Annotated in this window: 18 protein-coding genes; 2 read left to right on the forward strand and 16 right to left on the reverse strand. The window is 51.2% G+C overall.

The annotated features are described in order from the left end of the window. Positions 1 to 38: 38 nt before the first annotated feature. From KNP04_RS05195 to KNP04_RS05225, 7 genes are all read right to left on the reverse strand, one after another. On the reverse strand, positions 39 to 713 hold the full coding sequence (locus KNP04_RS05195) for a glycerophosphodiester phosphodiesterase (protein WP_214874914.1): 675 nt from the start codon (positions 711 to 713) through the stop codon (positions 39 to 41). Between the two features lies 1 nt (position 714). Continuing rightward, complete coding sequence (locus KNP04_RS05200) at positions 715 to 2,022, reverse strand: ABC transporter substrate-binding protein (protein ID WP_214874915.1); 1,308 nt, start codon at positions 2,020 to 2,022, stop codon at positions 715 to 717. Between the two features lie 16 nt (positions 2,023 to 2,038). Continuing rightward, complete coding sequence (locus tag KNP04_RS05205; RefSeq protein WP_214874916.1) at positions 2,039 to 2,848, reverse strand: carbohydrate ABC transporter permease; 810 nt, start codon at positions 2,846 to 2,848, stop codon at positions 2,039 to 2,041. Then, positions 2,845 to 3,750 (reverse strand): carbohydrate ABC transporter permease, encoded by a 906-nt coding sequence (locus KNP04_RS05210; protein ID WP_214874917.1) that lies wholly within the window; start codon positions 3,748 to 3,750, stop codon positions 2,845 to 2,847. Before KNP04_RS05210 ends, KNP04_RS05205 begins: the two co-directional genes overlap by 4 nt. After that, positions 3,747 to 4,838: an ABC transporter ATP-binding protein gene (locus KNP04_RS05215; protein WP_214874918.1), complete on the reverse strand. Its 1,092-nt coding sequence runs from the start codon at positions 4,836 to 4,838 to the stop codon at positions 3,747 to 3,749. The genes KNP04_RS05210 and KNP04_RS05215 overlap by 4 nt, the downstream gene beginning before the upstream one ends. After that, the gene (locus KNP04_RS05220) at positions 4,835 to 5,431 is read right to left on the reverse strand and encodes a glycerol-3-phosphate responsive antiterminator (RefSeq protein WP_214874919.1); all 597 of its coding nucleotides are present in this window, start codon (positions 5,429 to 5,431) and stop codon (positions 4,835 to 4,837) included. The genes KNP04_RS05215 and KNP04_RS05220 overlap by 4 nt, the downstream gene beginning before the upstream one ends. Positions 5,432 to 5,625: 194 nt before the next feature. Then, complete coding sequence (locus KNP04_RS05225; RefSeq protein ID WP_214874920.1) at positions 5,626 to 7,107, reverse strand: cryptochrome/photolyase family protein; 1,482 nt, start codon at positions 7,105 to 7,107, stop codon at positions 5,626 to 5,628. Between the two features lie 64 nt (positions 7,108 to 7,171). On the opposite strand from KNP04_RS05225, the gene KNP04_RS05230 reads away from it, so the two are divergent. Continuing rightward, the gene (locus KNP04_RS05230) at positions 7,172 to 7,798 is read left to right on the forward strand and encodes a class I SAM-dependent methyltransferase (RefSeq protein ID WP_214874921.1); all 627 of its coding nucleotides are present in this window, start codon (positions 7,172 to 7,174) and stop codon (positions 7,796 to 7,798) included. Positions 7,799 to 7,802: 4 nt separating this feature from the next. Here KNP04_RS05230 and KNP04_RS05235 read toward each other — a convergent pair whose 3' ends face one another. From KNP04_RS05235 to KNP04_RS15445, 6 genes are all read right to left on the reverse strand, one after another. Then, positions 7,803 to 8,081: a hypothetical protein gene (locus tag KNP04_RS05235; RefSeq protein WP_012727334.1), complete on the reverse strand. Its 279-nt coding sequence runs from the start codon at positions 8,079 to 8,081 to the stop codon at positions 7,803 to 7,805. A 57-nt stretch (positions 8,082 to 8,138) separates the two neighbouring features. After that, entirely contained in the window at positions 8,139 to 9,188 is a 1,050-nt protein-coding gene (locus KNP04_RS05240; protein ID WP_214874922.1) for a C45 family autoproteolytic acyltransferase/hydrolase, read from the reverse strand. Positions 9,189 to 9,251: 63 nt separating this feature from the next. After that, positions 9,252 to 10,988 carry a methyl-accepting chemotaxis protein gene (locus tag KNP04_RS05245; RefSeq protein WP_214874923.1) on the reverse strand — a complete coding sequence of 579 codons (1,737 nt, stop codon included), beginning with the start codon at positions 10,986 to 10,988 and terminating at the stop codon, positions 9,252 to 9,254. Positions 10,989 to 11,083: 95 nt separating this feature from the next. Beyond that, on the reverse strand, positions 11,084 to 11,539 hold the full coding sequence (locus KNP04_RS05250) for a hypothetical protein (RefSeq protein WP_214874924.1): 456 nt from the start codon (positions 11,537 to 11,539) through the stop codon (positions 11,084 to 11,086). 11 nt (positions 11,540 to 11,550) lie between these two features. Further along, the gene (gene fabZ, locus KNP04_RS05255; protein ID WP_031422282.1) at positions 11,551 to 11,973 is read right to left on the reverse strand and encodes a 3-hydroxyacyl-ACP dehydratase FabZ; all 423 of its coding nucleotides are present in this window, start codon (positions 11,971 to 11,973) and stop codon (positions 11,551 to 11,553) included. Between the two features lie 13 nt (positions 11,974 to 11,986). Further along, entirely contained in the window at positions 11,987 to 12,247 is a 261-nt protein-coding gene (locus KNP04_RS15445; protein ID WP_214694488.1) for a DNA-directed RNA polymerase subunit beta, read from the reverse strand. Between the two features lie 194 nt (positions 12,248 to 12,441). Between KNP04_RS15445 and mscL the strand changes: the two genes are divergently transcribed. After that, positions 12,442 to 12,819, forward strand: a complete 378-nt coding sequence (gene mscL / locus KNP04_RS05265; RefSeq protein ID WP_214874925.1) for a large conductance mechanosensitive channel protein MscL — start codon at positions 12,442 to 12,444, stop codon at positions 12,817 to 12,819. A 26-nt stretch (positions 12,820 to 12,845) separates the two neighbouring features. On the opposite strand, the gene KNP04_RS05270 is transcribed toward mscL, so the two are convergent. From KNP04_RS05270 to KNP04_RS05280, 3 genes are all read right to left on the reverse strand, one after another. Then, on the reverse strand, positions 12,846 to 13,943 hold the full coding sequence (locus tag KNP04_RS05270) for a glycerate kinase family protein (protein ID WP_214874926.1): 1,098 nt from the start codon (positions 13,941 to 13,943) through the stop codon (positions 12,846 to 12,848). A gap of 65 nt (positions 13,944 to 14,008) precedes the next feature. Next, positions 14,009 to 14,791, reverse strand: coding sequence for a flagellar hook-basal body protein (locus tag KNP04_RS05275; protein WP_214874927.1), 783 nt, complete (start codon positions 14,789 to 14,791; stop codon positions 14,009 to 14,011). Between the two features lie 11 nt (positions 14,792 to 14,802). Beyond that, the gene (locus KNP04_RS05280) at positions 14,803 to 15,576 is read right to left on the reverse strand and encodes a flagellar hook-basal body protein (RefSeq protein WP_214874928.1); all 774 of its coding nucleotides are present in this window, start codon (positions 15,574 to 15,576) and stop codon (positions 14,803 to 14,805) included. Positions 15,577 to 15,590: the final 14 nt, after the last annotated feature.

The following is a 15,590-nucleotide window of genomic DNA, read 5'->3' on the forward strand; positions in this document are numbered from 1 at the left end:
GAACCCCGCTCCTTCATAGGAAGCGGGGTTTTGTCTGCTTATTTTGCGAACCGTTCAACTTCATCCGTCATGATGGCTGCTACCGGCATCGAAGGCAGGTCTTTCACGTCGTTGATCGTGTAGACACGTGTCTCGAGTGCCGTCCGTTTCGTCTCTTCCCACGCTTTTGAGCCGATAAACTCGGTCTGTGCGTGGATTGCCTCTGCTCGAATCGTTTCAGCGAACGAGACGGTATCTGCTTCTCCCGTGAGCGTCAACACGGCAAGGCGTGCGTGCGGTGCCACATCCCGCATCCGGACGAGCGTCTCTCGATTGAACGAGGAGAAGACGACGCGACCCGTCATGTGAAACTCATCGACGGCGAGCCAGGCGAGTCGTTCGATTCCAGGATACGCGTATTGATCTGTCTTCAATTCAACGTTCAGTGTAACGTTACTCCGCCCAATCAAGCCGAACACTTCTTCTAACGTCGGGATCCGTTCGTACCCATCAATCTTCAATTGACGTAGCTCCTGAAGTGTCATGTCTTTCACCCATCCGGTCCCATCGGTTGTCCGATCGACGGTCTCGTCATGGATGACGACGAGCCGACCGTCTTTTGACAGTTGCACGTCGAGCTCGATTCCGTCCACATGTGGGAGGGCCGCCTCGAACGCGGACAACGTATTTTCCGGATAATTGGCGCTATACCCGCGATGTGCGTAAATCAACATCTCACTGCCCCAAGGTGGAAGTCGTCTCTTCGGCCGCACGTTTCAATGCGTCTTCAACCGATACACCTTGATACAAACTCTCCATCGCATTGACGACACTTTGTCGTGATTGTGGGAACGTCGAAATGAGTGCACCTTGTGTCGCTGGTGATGGCTTCGTCTCGCTGAGCTGGTCGACCGTTACTTTGAGCTGTGGATATTTCGCCCACATCTCTTCGACGATTGGTTCGTTGTATGCGTCAGGGTTGATCGCGAAGTAGCCTGTGTCGACATGCCACTGGGCTTGTGCTTCCGTTGAAGACACATACTTCATGAACTCCCATGCACCTTCTTTCGTTTCTTCGGCGATGCCGTCACCCATCCAGAGTGATGCGCCACCGATGACGACACCTTGGCGGTCTGCTTCGTTCGGCACTGGCAAGTACGAGGCACCAATCTCAAAGTCTGCGCTGTCCGCTACGGTACGGATCCCGGCTGACGAGTCAAGATACATGGCGACTTTACCAGATTGGAACGCTGCACGCATATCGTCCCAGTTTTGACCGACGTTCATGAACGTCTTCTCATCGTACATCTCTTTGATTAAGTTGAACGCATTCTGCCCTTCTTCCCCATCGAACACAGCCTTCGTCGGCTCACCACTGCGTCCGTTATCGTTATCGACGTAAAGTCCACCTTGCGCGGCGACAAGCTGTTCGAAGAACCAACCATAGTTGAGCATCGTGAAGCCGGTCTGGTCGTCCGTCGTCAACTTCTTCGCTGCTGCTTTCAATTCGTCATACGTACGCGGTGCCTTCTCCGGGTCAAGTCCTGCCTCTTTAAATGCATCCTTGTTGTAGATAAGGACTGGTGTCGAAGAGTTGAACGGCATCGAGTATTGCTTGCCGTCTACTTGGTAATAGCTCAAGATGTTCTCTTCCCACATGCTTGTGTCAAAGTCCTCTTTGTCGATGAACTCTTGGACCGGTGTGATCTTATTCGAATCAATCATGTATTTCGTCCCGACCTCGAACGTCTGCATGATGGCCGGTGCGTCTTCCGAACCGGCGACCGCATTAAACTTCGTCAGTGCCTCCTCGTACGTTCCTTGAAAGATCGGTTTTACTTCATAGTCGTCTTGCGAAGCGTTGAATGCATCGACCTGTGTGTTCAATGCTGTCTCCAAATCCCCGCTCATCGCGTGCCAAAAGACGACTTCTGTCTTTCCGTCTTCCGTTGTCGCCGCGACCGGCGCCGCTTCTTCACTGCCACATGCCCCGAGTAACAATACCGAACTTGCCAACCCTGCGAATAGTCCAAACTTTTTCATCTGTTATGTCCCCCTATTATTTGATCGCGCCTTGCGTCAATCCTTCTTGTAGATGTTTTTGTCCTGCGAATAACAATAAAAGTGTCGGAATGATGATCAAGACGACCGCTGCCATGACGACGCCCCAGTCCGAGGCGACCTCGTTCGACTGCATCTGTTTGATTCCGATTTGGACCGTCCGCGCCTGTTCCGTGTTCGTGACGAGAAGCGGCCATAAGTACATGTTCCAAGTCGTCAAAAAGCTATATACCGACAATGTGACGAGTGGTGTCTTCGATACTGGCAAGACGACATTCCAGAAGAAGCGGAATCGGCTGATCCCGGCGATTTGAGACGCTTCATACATCTCATATGGAATCGTCTTGAACTGTTGCCGGAGTAGAAACGTCCCGAATGCGAGTGCGAAGAACGGCACCGATAGTCCCCAGGCGGTGTTGAGCCATCCGAGTGACTGGATTGTCAAAAAGTTCGGCACCATCGTCGCTTCCCATGGGACCATCATCGTCGCGAGGAAGAGCATGAAGATGAGCCCTTTTCCTTTAAAATCGATGAAGACGAATGCGAATGCCGCAAGACTCGATAAGACGACCTGTCCCATCATCACGAGGAGCGCGACAACCAGACTGTTCACTAAGTACGTCATCATCGGGATTCGTTCGAACGCGGCGATATAGTTTTCAAATGACGGGTCGCGTGGGAGCAGATGTCCCTGAAGTACTTCCTTCCCGTCCATCAGACTGATTGAGAACGCATAGGCGATCGGGAACAGCATGACGATGGCGCTCAAGAAGAGAAGGACATATACGCCTATATTCCGTAGTCTCATTGGTAATGCACCTTCCTTTCGACCAATTTAAATTGGAGCCATGTCAACAGAAGGACGGCGATAAATAAGAGCACGGCTTGTGCACTGGCACTCCCGACGTTGTAGTTGATGAACGCATCTTTATAGATGGCATAGACGATGACGTTCGTCGCATTCGTCGGTCCGCCTTTCGTCAACAAATCAATCTGTCCGAACGTCTGGAAGGCGTTGATGAGCGAGATGATGCCCACGAAAAAGAGCGTCGGCGACAACATCGGGATCGTGATCGCGCGTAACTGTGTCCAATAGCTCGTCCCGGCGATATCCGCACTCTCGTATAGCGTCCGGTCGATGTTTTGCAGACCGCCGAGAAGAATCAAAAACGTGAAGCCGATGTTCATCCAGACGGTCGCAATCGAAACGGATAGGAGCGCATATTGCGGGTCTAGGAGCCACTGTACGCCGCTGGCACCGATTGCCTCGAGGAACCGGTTGAAAATGCCGATTGACGGGTTGTACATGAACATCCAAATGACCGATGAGGCGGCGACACTCATTCCCATCGTCGCCGAGAATGCTGTTCGAAAGATGCCGATGCCCTTTAATTTCTCATTGGCAAGTAGCGCGAGCCCGAGTGCGATGAGAATCGTCAGCGGGACCGTCAAGAGGACGAATCCGACCGTCGCCTGGATGCTTTGCCAAAACGCCGCACTCGTGAACAAGTTGCTGTAATGACCGACGCCGACAAATTCGAGTGGCGTCCCTTGCGTGTCCGTCCGAAAGAAACTCAAGTACATCGTCCGGAGGAGCGGATAGACGAGAAAGACACCAAACAAGATGATGGACGGGGACAAGTACAACAGCCCGCTCGCCGCGTCCGACAGTCTCGCGCGGACCTTCTCCCTCGGTAAGGCGACCGTCATTGGAACACCTCCAACGCCTCAAACAGCTTCGGCTGTCGTGGCTCGATGCGATGCCCGTTCGCGTCAAAGAGCGACATCTGTTTCGAATCCACATAACACGCGACTTTTTCTCCGACGGTGAGCGGCCATTGTCCTGGCCATTTCGCCAACCATTCATTGCCACCGACATCGAATGCGAGAATCGTCTCGGTCCCGAGTACTTCGATGTTTTTAAGCTCCGCATAAAACGTCACGTCTTCGTCGGCAGGTTTAATCTGTTCTGGACGTACGCCGAGCGTCGCTTCTGACACTTCTGTCAATGCGTTCGGATGGAACAGGCGTCCGTCCGCTGCCATCCACCCTTTTTCTTGTCGGGTGACCTCGACTAGGTTCATCGGGGGCGACCCAATGAACGAGGCGACGAACGTGTTCGCTGGTTTGTTGTATAGGTCGAGCGGCTTCCCGACTTGTTGCACTTCCCCTTCATTGAGAAGCATGATGCGATCCGCCATCGTCATCGCTTCGACTTGGTCATGAGTGACGTAAATCATCGTCAGTCCGAGCTTTCGTTGCAACTGGCGAATCTCCGAGCGCATCTTCGCACGCAGTTTCGCGTCCAAGTTCGAGAGTGGCTCATCCATCAGGCAAATCGGCGCCTCCGTCACGATGGCTCGCGCCAACGCGACCCGTTGTCTCTGACCACCTGAGAGTTCACGCGGCTTCCGTTTCAAATAATCAGTGAGCCCGAGCGTCTCGGCCGCCTGGATGCAACGCTCTCGTTGCTCTAGTTTCGTCAGCCCTTTCGTATGTAGCCCGAACGTGATATTTTTCTCGACCGTCATATGTGGATAAAGGGCATAGTTTTGGAAGACCATCGACAAGTGACGTTCGCTCGGTTTCATCCCGTTTGCTGCCACTCCGTCGATGCGAAGCGTTCCGCCCGTGATGGATTCGAGCCCTGCAATCATGCGAAGCATCGTACTCTTGCCGCATCCCGATGGTCCGACAAGCGCGAAGAACTCTCCTGCTTCGATCGTCACGTCGATACCCCGAATGACTTCCGTCTCCCCGAATGATTTTGTCAGTTGTTGTAGTTGGATCGTTTTCATACCAATTCCTCCTTCTGACTTTGGACCTTCCAAAGTCGTTCGTCCCCGGTCGAAACCGCGAATGCCCCATGATCAAGGGCGCGATGTACATCGATTGGTTGACGAATCATGCCACCCGTCACAATCGGGAAAGAGACTTCCTGGGAAATCTTCTCGACGACACTCGGAATCAGACCAGGCATGAGTTCGATCGCATCCGGTTGTTGCGCTTCGGCGAGTTTGAGCCCGCTCGTGACCGCGTCCGAATCGACAAGAAACAGTCGCTGAACCGTCAACAGCCCTGCCCGTTTTGCGTGCTGAAGTACCGATGCTTTCGTCGTGACAATCCCGTCGGCGCCGACACGTTTGGCGAGATAGTCAATGCCATCTCGGTCGAGGCTGATCCCATTGATCCGCTCGGCGTGGAGGAAGACCGTTCGATTCTCTCGTTTCAAATGCGCCACATAGCGGTCGAGCGTACTGAGCGTCCCCATCATGAGGAACGTCGTCGTCACATCCGTCTTTAAAAACGCTTCGATTTGTTTCGGACTCTTGATTGAGGCAATCATCCGTTCCTGCCCCATTCGTGCAATCGCTTCATTCACTTGAATCATCCTTTCTTGAAAAAAGGACCAACAGAAACGACACGTCATGGACGTACGGGCTTCTGTTGGTCTCTCAAAGGTTCTACCGGTAAGTATTCACTTGGATAGTGAGGGGGTCTCACAGCTCTTATCGTAGCGGACGATTGTAAAGCTACCATAAAGGAATCGCTAAGTTTCATGAAGGAAACGTAAAAAAAACCGATTCACGGGGAATCGGCTAATGTCTGTTCAGCTTTCGCTAAAATATCTGATTTGACGTCATCATCTCGCCCTTGCCAATTGCGGACCATCATCTTCATCCGCTGATTTTTCGAGAATCTTTCCTCGTGCCGATCGATGAAACGCCAGTAAAGGGCGTTGAATGGACAAGCATCCTCTTCGGTCGTATGTTTCGGGTTATACGGACAGTCTCCACAGTAATCACTCATTCGGTCGATATACTTCCCAGAGGCGACATATGGTTTCGTGGCAAGTTTCCCGCCGTCCGCATGGAGGGCCATCCCGAGCACGTTCGGTAAGACGACCCAGTCATGGGCATCGATATACATCTCATTGAACCAGTCGCTCGTCTGCTTCGGTGAGATTTCAAACAACGTCGCGTAGTTTCCGAGCACCATCAGCCGCTGGATATGATGGTTGTGGGCATGCGCCACGACCGGCTTTAAACTTTGATGCAGACAGTTCAAGTCCGTCTTTGCGTCCCAAAAGAAGGACGGTAAGTCGCGTTCATGCTTGAACGTGTTCACCTCTTCATAGCCCGGCATGACGGCGAGGTAGACGGCGCGCATATATTCCCGCCATCCGAGTATTTGGCGAACGAATCCTTCGACCGATGACAAAGGGGCGTCGGCCTGACAAGCCGCCTCGACGACTTCATGTGGCGTCAACAAACCGATGTTGATGGCAGCCGACAATAGGCTGTGTGACATCTCCGGTTCATCCGTCATCATCGCATCCTGATACGGACCGAACGTCTTGAGCCGCTCGTTCACAAACCGATTCAACGCCCGTCTCGCCTCGGTGTGTGTGACCGGCCAATGAAACGGGGTCACCTCGCCCGGGTGATCCGAGAATGTCGACTCGACTTTTTCGATGACATCTTTCGTGATCGCGTCCGGGCGAAAATGGATGGCAGACGGAAACATCAGCCCTTCTTTCGGCGGTTTCCGATTCTCCGCGTCAAATGACCACTTCCCACCACGCGGCTTCCCGTCTTCGAGCAAGATATCGAACCTTTTGCGCATCTGGCGATAAAACCGATCCATCCGCCAAGGTTCGTTTCCGAGTGTATCTGTCGCTTCTTCTTTCGATAAGTAGAAGAGCGGGACATCCGTATGTTCGATAATCTGATGTTTCTTACCAAATTGCTTGAGCTTTTTAGCCATCGGTTCATCCGTGACGGCGGTGACATGAACCTCGTCCGGCTCGTACTGGTTGAGGTGGTTGTCCCATGCCTCCTGAAACGAATCCGCTTCATGGTAATCGACGGTGTACCCTTTGTCGCGCAGTTCTTCCGCAAAGTGTCGCATCGCCGAGAAGATGAGGACGAGTTTTTGCTTATGGTACGGACGCCACGTCGCGCGAGACGTTGCCTCGATCATGACGATGACGTCATCTTCTTTCATATGCTTCAACATCTCGAGTTCATGTGAGAGTTGGTTGCCGAGTATCCAAAATGAACGCATGTTGTTGACTCCTTTGTCTCATCAATATGCTACAATCGAGCTACTTTCGAAGTGAGGTGACAGTATGCTCCCACAAGTGTTCAAAAACTGGGTGGACAGTCAGTACGAAAACCCACGTGGTCCCGTCGGAAAATATATCGGGGAAAAGATGGTGCGCCAACACCGTATCGAAGTCGAGTGGACGATCGAACAGTTACAGATGCATCCAAACGCCACCGTACTCGAACTCGGGTGTGGAGCCGGTGATGCGCTATCGACGATTCTTCAAAAGTGGGAAGATGTGAACGTGATTGGCCTCGATCGCTCGAAGACGCTCATCACTTCTGCCGAGAAACGTAACGCTGCGTCCATCCAAAAGGGACAAGCTCGCTTGATTGAAGGAGATTTTCATCAGTTGGCGATGACCGACGCATCCGTCAATCACGTCTTCAGCATCCACACGCTATATTTTTGGGAAGATGCCACGACCGTCTTGTCTGAAATTGAACGTGTCTTGAAACCGAACGGCACATTTATCATCACGTACTGTGATGGAAAAGGCGATGTGCAATGGGATGGGATTGCCAACATGATTCATGAAGAGTTCATTCCCAAGGCGACGAAACTCGGATTCCAGGGCGTATCAGTGCGACGCGGTCCCGACTCGCGTGACTATCGTACGGTCGCAGTAATCGGTAGAAAGTCGGGGTAATCACTTACCCCCGACTCTTCCGTGTTAACGTCAATCCACCAAATCCACTGATGACGGCAATATAAAACCCTAAATCGTAAAACCAGCCGGTATTGTTCACTTCATACACTCGATACGTGTCATTGAATAACCCTAAAATGAGTGAGATTGGTGCAATCCACCCGTGCCAGATCCCCCAGAAAAAGCCTGCCGGGTCCGTCGTGTACGTCCCGTCGCCGGGCACACATCCACCGAGTAACGTCACAAGCGTCAGCATAATGAGTATGATACCAAATCGTTTCATCTTTCATCCCTCCTGTTATGTGTATTCCCGTTTCTACAAAAAAAGCACTGACAAACGTCAGCGCCAAAGTTGGACCGTATTCGCAAACTCGATATCGGTCGCAAGTTCCCCGTCAAGCGCATGAAGGTCGAAGTCTTCCCCATCGAGCCATTTTTGGAAGTCGAAGATGACCGGGTCCCGGTCCCCACCGAGCGCGAACCACGTCTCGAGCGTTTCTGGGAAATAGGCTGCTGTATGAATCGTCCCCGCCCAGCTCTTGTACAGTTCCGAGAAAACGCCCTTGTCGGTGTCGTTCATGAGGCGGAACGCACTCTCCGCGTCTTGAATCAAGTGTTGTACTACTTTGATTTCCATCATGCGACGCGTGGAATCGTCCAGGTGGTAGCGATTCTCGTGTTGCAGTAACTCGAAATGATTCGTACATATATTCGATTCCCGCACCTGAATATCCCGCGGTGTCGCCTCAATCACGCGTGTCTTCGACGACTTGTCATGGACGACGTACGTGAAGGAACCGCGATGCGGAATCTCTTTTAATAAGTCGACTGCTTCCTCCACGGTCGCGCACGTCTCGAGAATGATGCGCCCAATCATCTGGCAGACAAATCCGTCACCCGGTCGACGACGATTGATAAAGTTGTACCCCATCGCGAGACCTTTCTCATTCATCCCGTCCATGCGGCCCGTGACACGAGAGACCGGTCCGATGACAGCATATCCATCATCCGGTTGAAAGACATTGTAACGCCCGTCGTACGTCATCGGATGATAGTCGTAATTTCTCACAAGGAAATTGTCCCCTGTCAGAATCGAACACCCGCTGATTGGATTATTGACGCGGAAATGTCCGAAATGGAGCAACGTATCATTGAGAGACAGTTTGAGCTCGTCTTGAAGCCCAATCAATTCTTCCCAAATCTTTGGAGCAACTGCATCAAAAGCAGCCTTCGCCTCCGTCGCGTCAATCTCAAATCGGGGCACACGTAGCTTCCATTGGTCCGTACGGTTTTCGAGCAGTTGACTGCGTTTTATATATTGTCCTTGAAATCGACCGAAGTTGTAATGACTTCCTCGAAATTGCGTCAGTTCACTAGAGAATTGTTGCATGAAAAAACCTCCCTTGCGCCCATTATAGCGGACACAGGAGAGGTCTGTCTGAAGTGAGACTGCTTACAACTTGAACTGGCGACTCATCTGTTGCATCGATTCCGCTGTCGTCGACAAATCTTTGACGAGACGGTTCATCGTCTCACTCGTCGCCGACATCTGCTCCGTCGAAGCGGCCACTTCCTCGTTCCCGGCCGTGCTCTCTTCTGAGATGGAAGCAATCTCTGACAAGCCGTGCTGGATATGGTCTTGGTTCGTCTTCACCCGATCGAGCTGACTACGCATCGAGCCCGTCAGCTGTTGCATGTGGCGGACACTTCGCTCGATTTCTGTGAAGGCACGTTTCGTCGACTCGAGCGTTTCCTTTCCTTCCTCTGCTGCCGTCATACTCTCCGTGAACGTCTGACCAAGGGCGATCGAATTTTGTTTGACGCTTCCGACAATTTCTGAGATTTCACTGACGGACTCGGCGACACTGTCAGATAGCTTCCGAATCTCCGAAGCGACGACTGCAAACCCTTTCCCGTGTTCACCCGCACGTGCCGCTTCGATTGCCGCGTTCAATGCGAGCAGGTTCGTCTGTTGCGAGATTTGGCGAATCATCGTGACGAGCTCCGTCACTTCATCCGCCTGTTGTTCGAAGTCACGGACTTGTCCTTGTGACGACTTCACCTGTTCATGGATATGTGTCATCTGGTCGACGGCACTCTCCATATAGCGAAGCCCATCCATCGTCACCCGACTGACGACTTCTGCCTGTTCGCTCACTTGATCTCCGTCTGACGTGGTTTGCTCGACGAGCGTCGAGAATTCGTTCATATGCCCGTATAAGCGCATCGTCAACACACTTTGATTTTCGACACCGCTCGCAATCTCTTCCATCGTATAAGCGATTTGACGAGACGCGTCATTCACTTCTTCCGAGATGTTCGAGACGTTCCCACTCTCGTCCCTGACCGTCTGTGCCGACGTTTGGATACCAGCGATTAAGTCTTTTAACATGTGGGTCATCTTGTCCATCGATACAGTTAGACGCTTGATTTCATCATTCGATTTCAATTGAATAGTTTCTACTTCTTTCGTTGCCGTCGCCAAGTCGCCTTCTGCAATCGACGTCGCAACGCGTTCTAGCGCTTGGAGAGGACGTAACTTCCAGCCAAGGTACTTCCAGATGATGACGCCTGCGACAACAAGTAAGATAAGGAGACCAATCAAGATTGGCGGCAAGCTCTCAGTCAGCACATCTCCTGTGATCGCTGCGACTTCTGTTGCTGCCTTGTCAATTCCGAGGACCCCGATGACCTCGCCACCTTGTTTGATCGGAACGAGCACTGTGACATACTGCCCGTATTCCGGGTCATCAATCACGTCCGTCGTGACAGTCTCCCCTTGAAACGCAGCTTTCGCTTCCTCGTACGTTAGCGCAGTGGTAGGTGTCCCAATGTCTGCTGCGTCTTCCTGACTCAAGCCATCAATGATGATTTGAACTTCTTCGCCCTCGGTGGCAATCGTATACACATACATGGCCCCGATTTGTTGACGATATGTATCCAAGTATTCTCGCAACTTTTCATATTGCTCGCTTTTTGACGGATTCGCCATGAAGGATGCATATTCATCGCCATCCATCGTCTCCAAAATACGTTCGCCGTCTTCAATCAGGGTGGCATGCAACGTGCTAAGTACGGAATGCTTCGTACTAAAATATTGCACGACCCCGAACAAGACGATGAGCAGGGTGACGAAGACTAACATCGCTGCTACGATACGCTTTTGTAACGACTGTGATTTCTGTTTCATCTCGATTTCCTCCATTCTGTCCTTACTCTTTGTATCGGATAGAATGCATCAATCTCCATAAAAAAACAGACGATTTTCGACAAAATCGTCTGTTTTTATTCAATGTTTGTCGAATCGATGACTTCGAGTGGGATCGTAACTTCTGCCTCACCTTCCTCCACGAGATGGAAGAGTGGAAGTGTATCCGATACGAAAAGATCAGGATCGACGTCGGTCTGATATTCATACGTTCGAATGTCTTCTTCCCGCTCTGCAATCAGTTCGCCGAACGGAATCGCGATTCGTTCTCCATCGACCTCATAACTCATGACCGTCGTCGGATCGAGGCGGCGATTTTCAAGCATACGAATTGTGAAGAGCATCGTTGTATTGTTCGTCCGTTCAAGCGAAACGGCAATCGCATCGGATTGTCCTGCCCGCTTCTCAATCATCGCTTCATCCACGTTCTGTTCATAGACAATGTTCTCTTCGTTCGACTCTTCCGTCTGTAGTTGCTGACAGCCCACAATCGTCATTAAGCCAACTAGTAAAACAATTACTAAAGCACGCATCCCATTTCTCCTTACTTCAAGGCGAAAGTGAGTTCTGCTTCACAAGCAACTTCTCCATCGACTGTGGCCACGGCACGTCCTTTACCGATGGGTCCACGAATTTTCATGATTTCTACTTCAAGGCGAAGCTGATCACCCGGGACGACTTGACGTTTGAAACGACAGTTGTCAATCCCTGCGAAAAAGGCGAGCTTGCCTCGATTCGATTCGTCTTTCAACATTGCAAAAGCACCGACTTGTGCGAGTGCCTCGACAATCAAGACGCCTGGCATGACGTTATAGTCTGGGAAATGCCCGTTAAAGAACTCTTCGTTCGCCGTGACATTTTTTAATCCGACAGCACGCTTCTTTTCTTCGACTTCGATAATTCGATCAATTAACAGAAACGGGTATCTGTGTGGAATTACTTCTTTAATTTGCTCAATTGTATACATCCATCCACCGCCTTTAAGAGGTTAGCCAAAAATCGGTGATATGGCGCCACGTCTCGATGTCAAACACATCTCTCCAGTCGCCTCCGCCAATGACGCTATATCCAATGATTGCTCCAAGGGCGAGCATCGCGATTGCCAACACTAAAACGACGAGTACACGCAGTAAGATCGGGAATCGACGATGATTCGACAATCGTGATCGCTGCTTCTGCTTCGTCTCTTGTTCTGGTGAACCCTTTTGTTCTTCCGAACTCGTTTGTTCATCGTTCGCCACGTCCAACCATCCTTTCAGCTAAAATGATTATATCATATTAGTACCTGGTATTAAAATGCGTAAATTGCTACCTTTTTAGTGTACCCTATGCACAAATGTCGAACAAGCATCCTTCCCTGACAGAAGCTGAACGATTTTTTCCTTTTCCCATAAATATGCTACGCTTATGCTATTCCATATCAGGAGGTTTATTTATGTTAAAAGAGTTTAAAAAATTCGCGATGCGCGGGAATGTCATCGATCTCGCTATCGCCGTCGTACTCGGTGCGGCGTTCACGGCCATCGTCAACTCGCTCGTCAATGATATCTTTATGCCGCTTCTCGGAATCATTATCGGAGGAATTGATTTTTCTACCTTAAAAGCGAGCGTGCTCGGAGTTGACGTCTTATACGGGAACTTCATTCAACAGATTGTATCATTTATCTTGATTGCTTTTGCCCTCTTCCTAATCGTCAAAATCATCAATCGTCTACAACGTGAGAAAGAAGTCGAAGAGGCGGCTGCCCCGACTCCTACGAAAGAAGAGCAGTTGTTGACTGAGATTCGTGACTTATTAAAAGAACGCCCATAACAAGCAAAAAGCGCTTTGACGAATCGTCAAAGCGCTTTTTCGAGGACATGGCGAACCCGTTGGACTGCATTCGTCAGTAACGGGGCGGCTTCCCATATCGCTTCTTCTAGTGTCATGATGCGGGACACGATTGGAAAGACGGCGACAATCCCCGATTCCGCATGAGCGGTCAAGTCAGATTGCCCGGCGAACACGAGTGTCGGAACCCCATACGTGTATGCGAGACGCGCCAACCCGTAAGGCGCTTTCCCCTCTAAACTTTGCGCATCAAACTTTCCTTCTCCCGTGATGAGCCAATCCGCCCCTTTCACATGGTCTTCGAACCTTGACCAACGGACGACTTCTTCGATGCCACTCATATAGGTCGCCCCAAGCTGCAAGAGCGCGAATCCGATACCGCCTGCCGCACCGGCTCCGTCGAGTGACTTCATATCCTGATTGAAGTGACTCGCATAATCACCGAGTAACTGATCGTAGCGAACCACGTCATCCGCCGCCAAACCTTTCTGCGGACCGAACACGTGCGCAGCACCTCGATTCCCTATCAATGGATTACGTACATCCGAAGCCATTCGCCACTCAACGTCCCTTACTCTCGGATCGAGTCCTGACCAATCGATGGAAGCGACTTCCGCAAGTTGATGTGGCATCGAGGATAAAACTGCACCATTTGCATCCAGAAAACGAACTCCTAGCGCTTCAAGCATTCCTTTCCCACCATCGATTGTCCCGCTCCCGCCAAGCCCGATGGTGATGCAATTCGCTCCCCGTTCTAGCGCTTGAACAATCTGGTGACCGACGCCGACTGAACTATAGCGCCATGGATCAACGTGGGTGAGGAGCGTTAACCCTGTCGTTTCCGCTACTTCAATCACGGCGTGTTTCGTTAATGATTCGAAACCAAAACGTGTGGGACGCTTCATCCCATCCAAGCACGTAACGACATCTTCCACCACGACTGCACCCTCGTGCGTCGCGAGCCACGCATCAAGAAACCCTTCTCCTCCGTCTGAAATCGGGATGACGATGACGTCATGTCCCGGCAAAGCACGACGAACAGCTTGATTCGCTTCCATACTCGACAATGAACCTTTGAATGAATCCATGGCGACCACGATTTGCATCTCGTTGACCTCCTTCTCCATAACTTATACAAAAACCGCCTCTCTCATGGAGAAGCGGTCATGCTTTATGGTCGTAATGCCGTGACAAGTCCCATCATCTGATCACTCATCGAAAGGGCGCGCGAGTTCATTTGATACGCACGTTGCGTAATTGTCATATCGGTCATCTCTTTCGTCAAATCAACGTTTGACGACTCGAGTGTCCCTTCCATCAATAAATTCCCTAACGGGCGATCGACTTCGGTCTCGAGGTCGGCTGCGAACACGTTATCACCGAGCGGGCGCAGTTCAGACGTATTCCGAACTTCCACGATATCGAGTCGTCCAAATTCCTGTTCGACACCGTTCACGCTCGCCACGACCATACCATCCTGACGAATCCGATGATTCGTTGCCTCGTTCGGCATCGTGATTGCATTACCGTCATCTCCAAGAAGTGGGTTTCCGTTCACATCGACGAGTGTCGTCTCATCACCGACAGACAGCTGCATGTTTCCGCTACGTGTCACACCGACACCGTTCGGCGTGTCCACGACGAAAAATTGACGGCTCGCCTTCAAGAAAACATCGAGCCCGCGATCTGTCATGCGCACTTGTCCGATATTGAATTGTTGGGTGATATCGGCGACGTGGCCACCGACTCCGATGCGAATGCCGTTCGGTGTGTCCCGCCCGACTTCGAATTCTGGACGTGGTTGGTTATCATACGCTTGCGATAAGAGTGATGCGAAGTGTCCTTGTTGACGTTTGAAGCCGACCGTATCGACGTTCGCGATGTTATGACCTGTCACATCCAGTTGACGTTGAAGCTGAGACAGGGAGTTGACCGAATTATAAATGGACTGCATGGTGTTCCTCCTTAACGAACGCGAGCGATTTCGATAGCCCGCTCGGCACTTTTATCATACGCTTGGACGACTTTTTGGTTTGCTTCAAATTGGCGATACGTCATCATGAGATCGGCCATCGTCTGGTCGAGATTGACGTTTGCTTCCTCGATGAAGCCCTGTAACACCTCTACTTGTGCCGGTGCAGGTGCATCGCCTGTCACGCGCCAATCGTTCCCGACTTGTTCGAGTGTCGTCAAATCATCGATCTGATAGGCACCAAGTGTCGCCACGTTTTGACCGAGCGACGTGATGACCCCGTCTTTCCCTACCTGAAATTCGCTCGATGGGAGCTGGATGCGTTCCCCTTCATCAGAAAGGACGTATCCACCATCTGCTGAGCGAAGGAATAAAGCTTCATCGATCGAGAAGCGGCCATTCGTCGAATACAACGTCTCGCCTGCCTGTTCGACCGCAAACATCGGTGCACCTGTGAAATCTGCACCTGCTTTTAAATAGATGTCAGTTGGACTACCCGATTCCGTGATACTCCCTGCTGAGAAACGTGGCATCGTCTCTTGAAGATAGACGCCCATTGAAAGGGTGCCGACTTCCCCGTTCACACGCGACTTCCCATTATCGGGATTGCTAACCTGCGCGAGCAACATCTCCGGAAACGATCGGACCACGCCGTCAGACGCCTTGAAACCCGGTGTTCTCACATTGCCAAGGTTATTGCTTAAAATTTCTTGTTGGCGCTGAAGAGCATTCATCGCGCCTGCCGCTGTATATAATCCGCGTAGCATTGTCGTCTTCCTTT

It is taken from the genome of Exiguobacterium sp. CH10 (genome assembly GCF_018617635.1).
In the GTDB taxonomy this organism is placed as follows: domain Bacteria; phylum Bacillota; class Bacilli; order Exiguobacteriales; family Exiguobacteriaceae; genus Exiguobacterium; species Exiguobacterium aestuarii_A.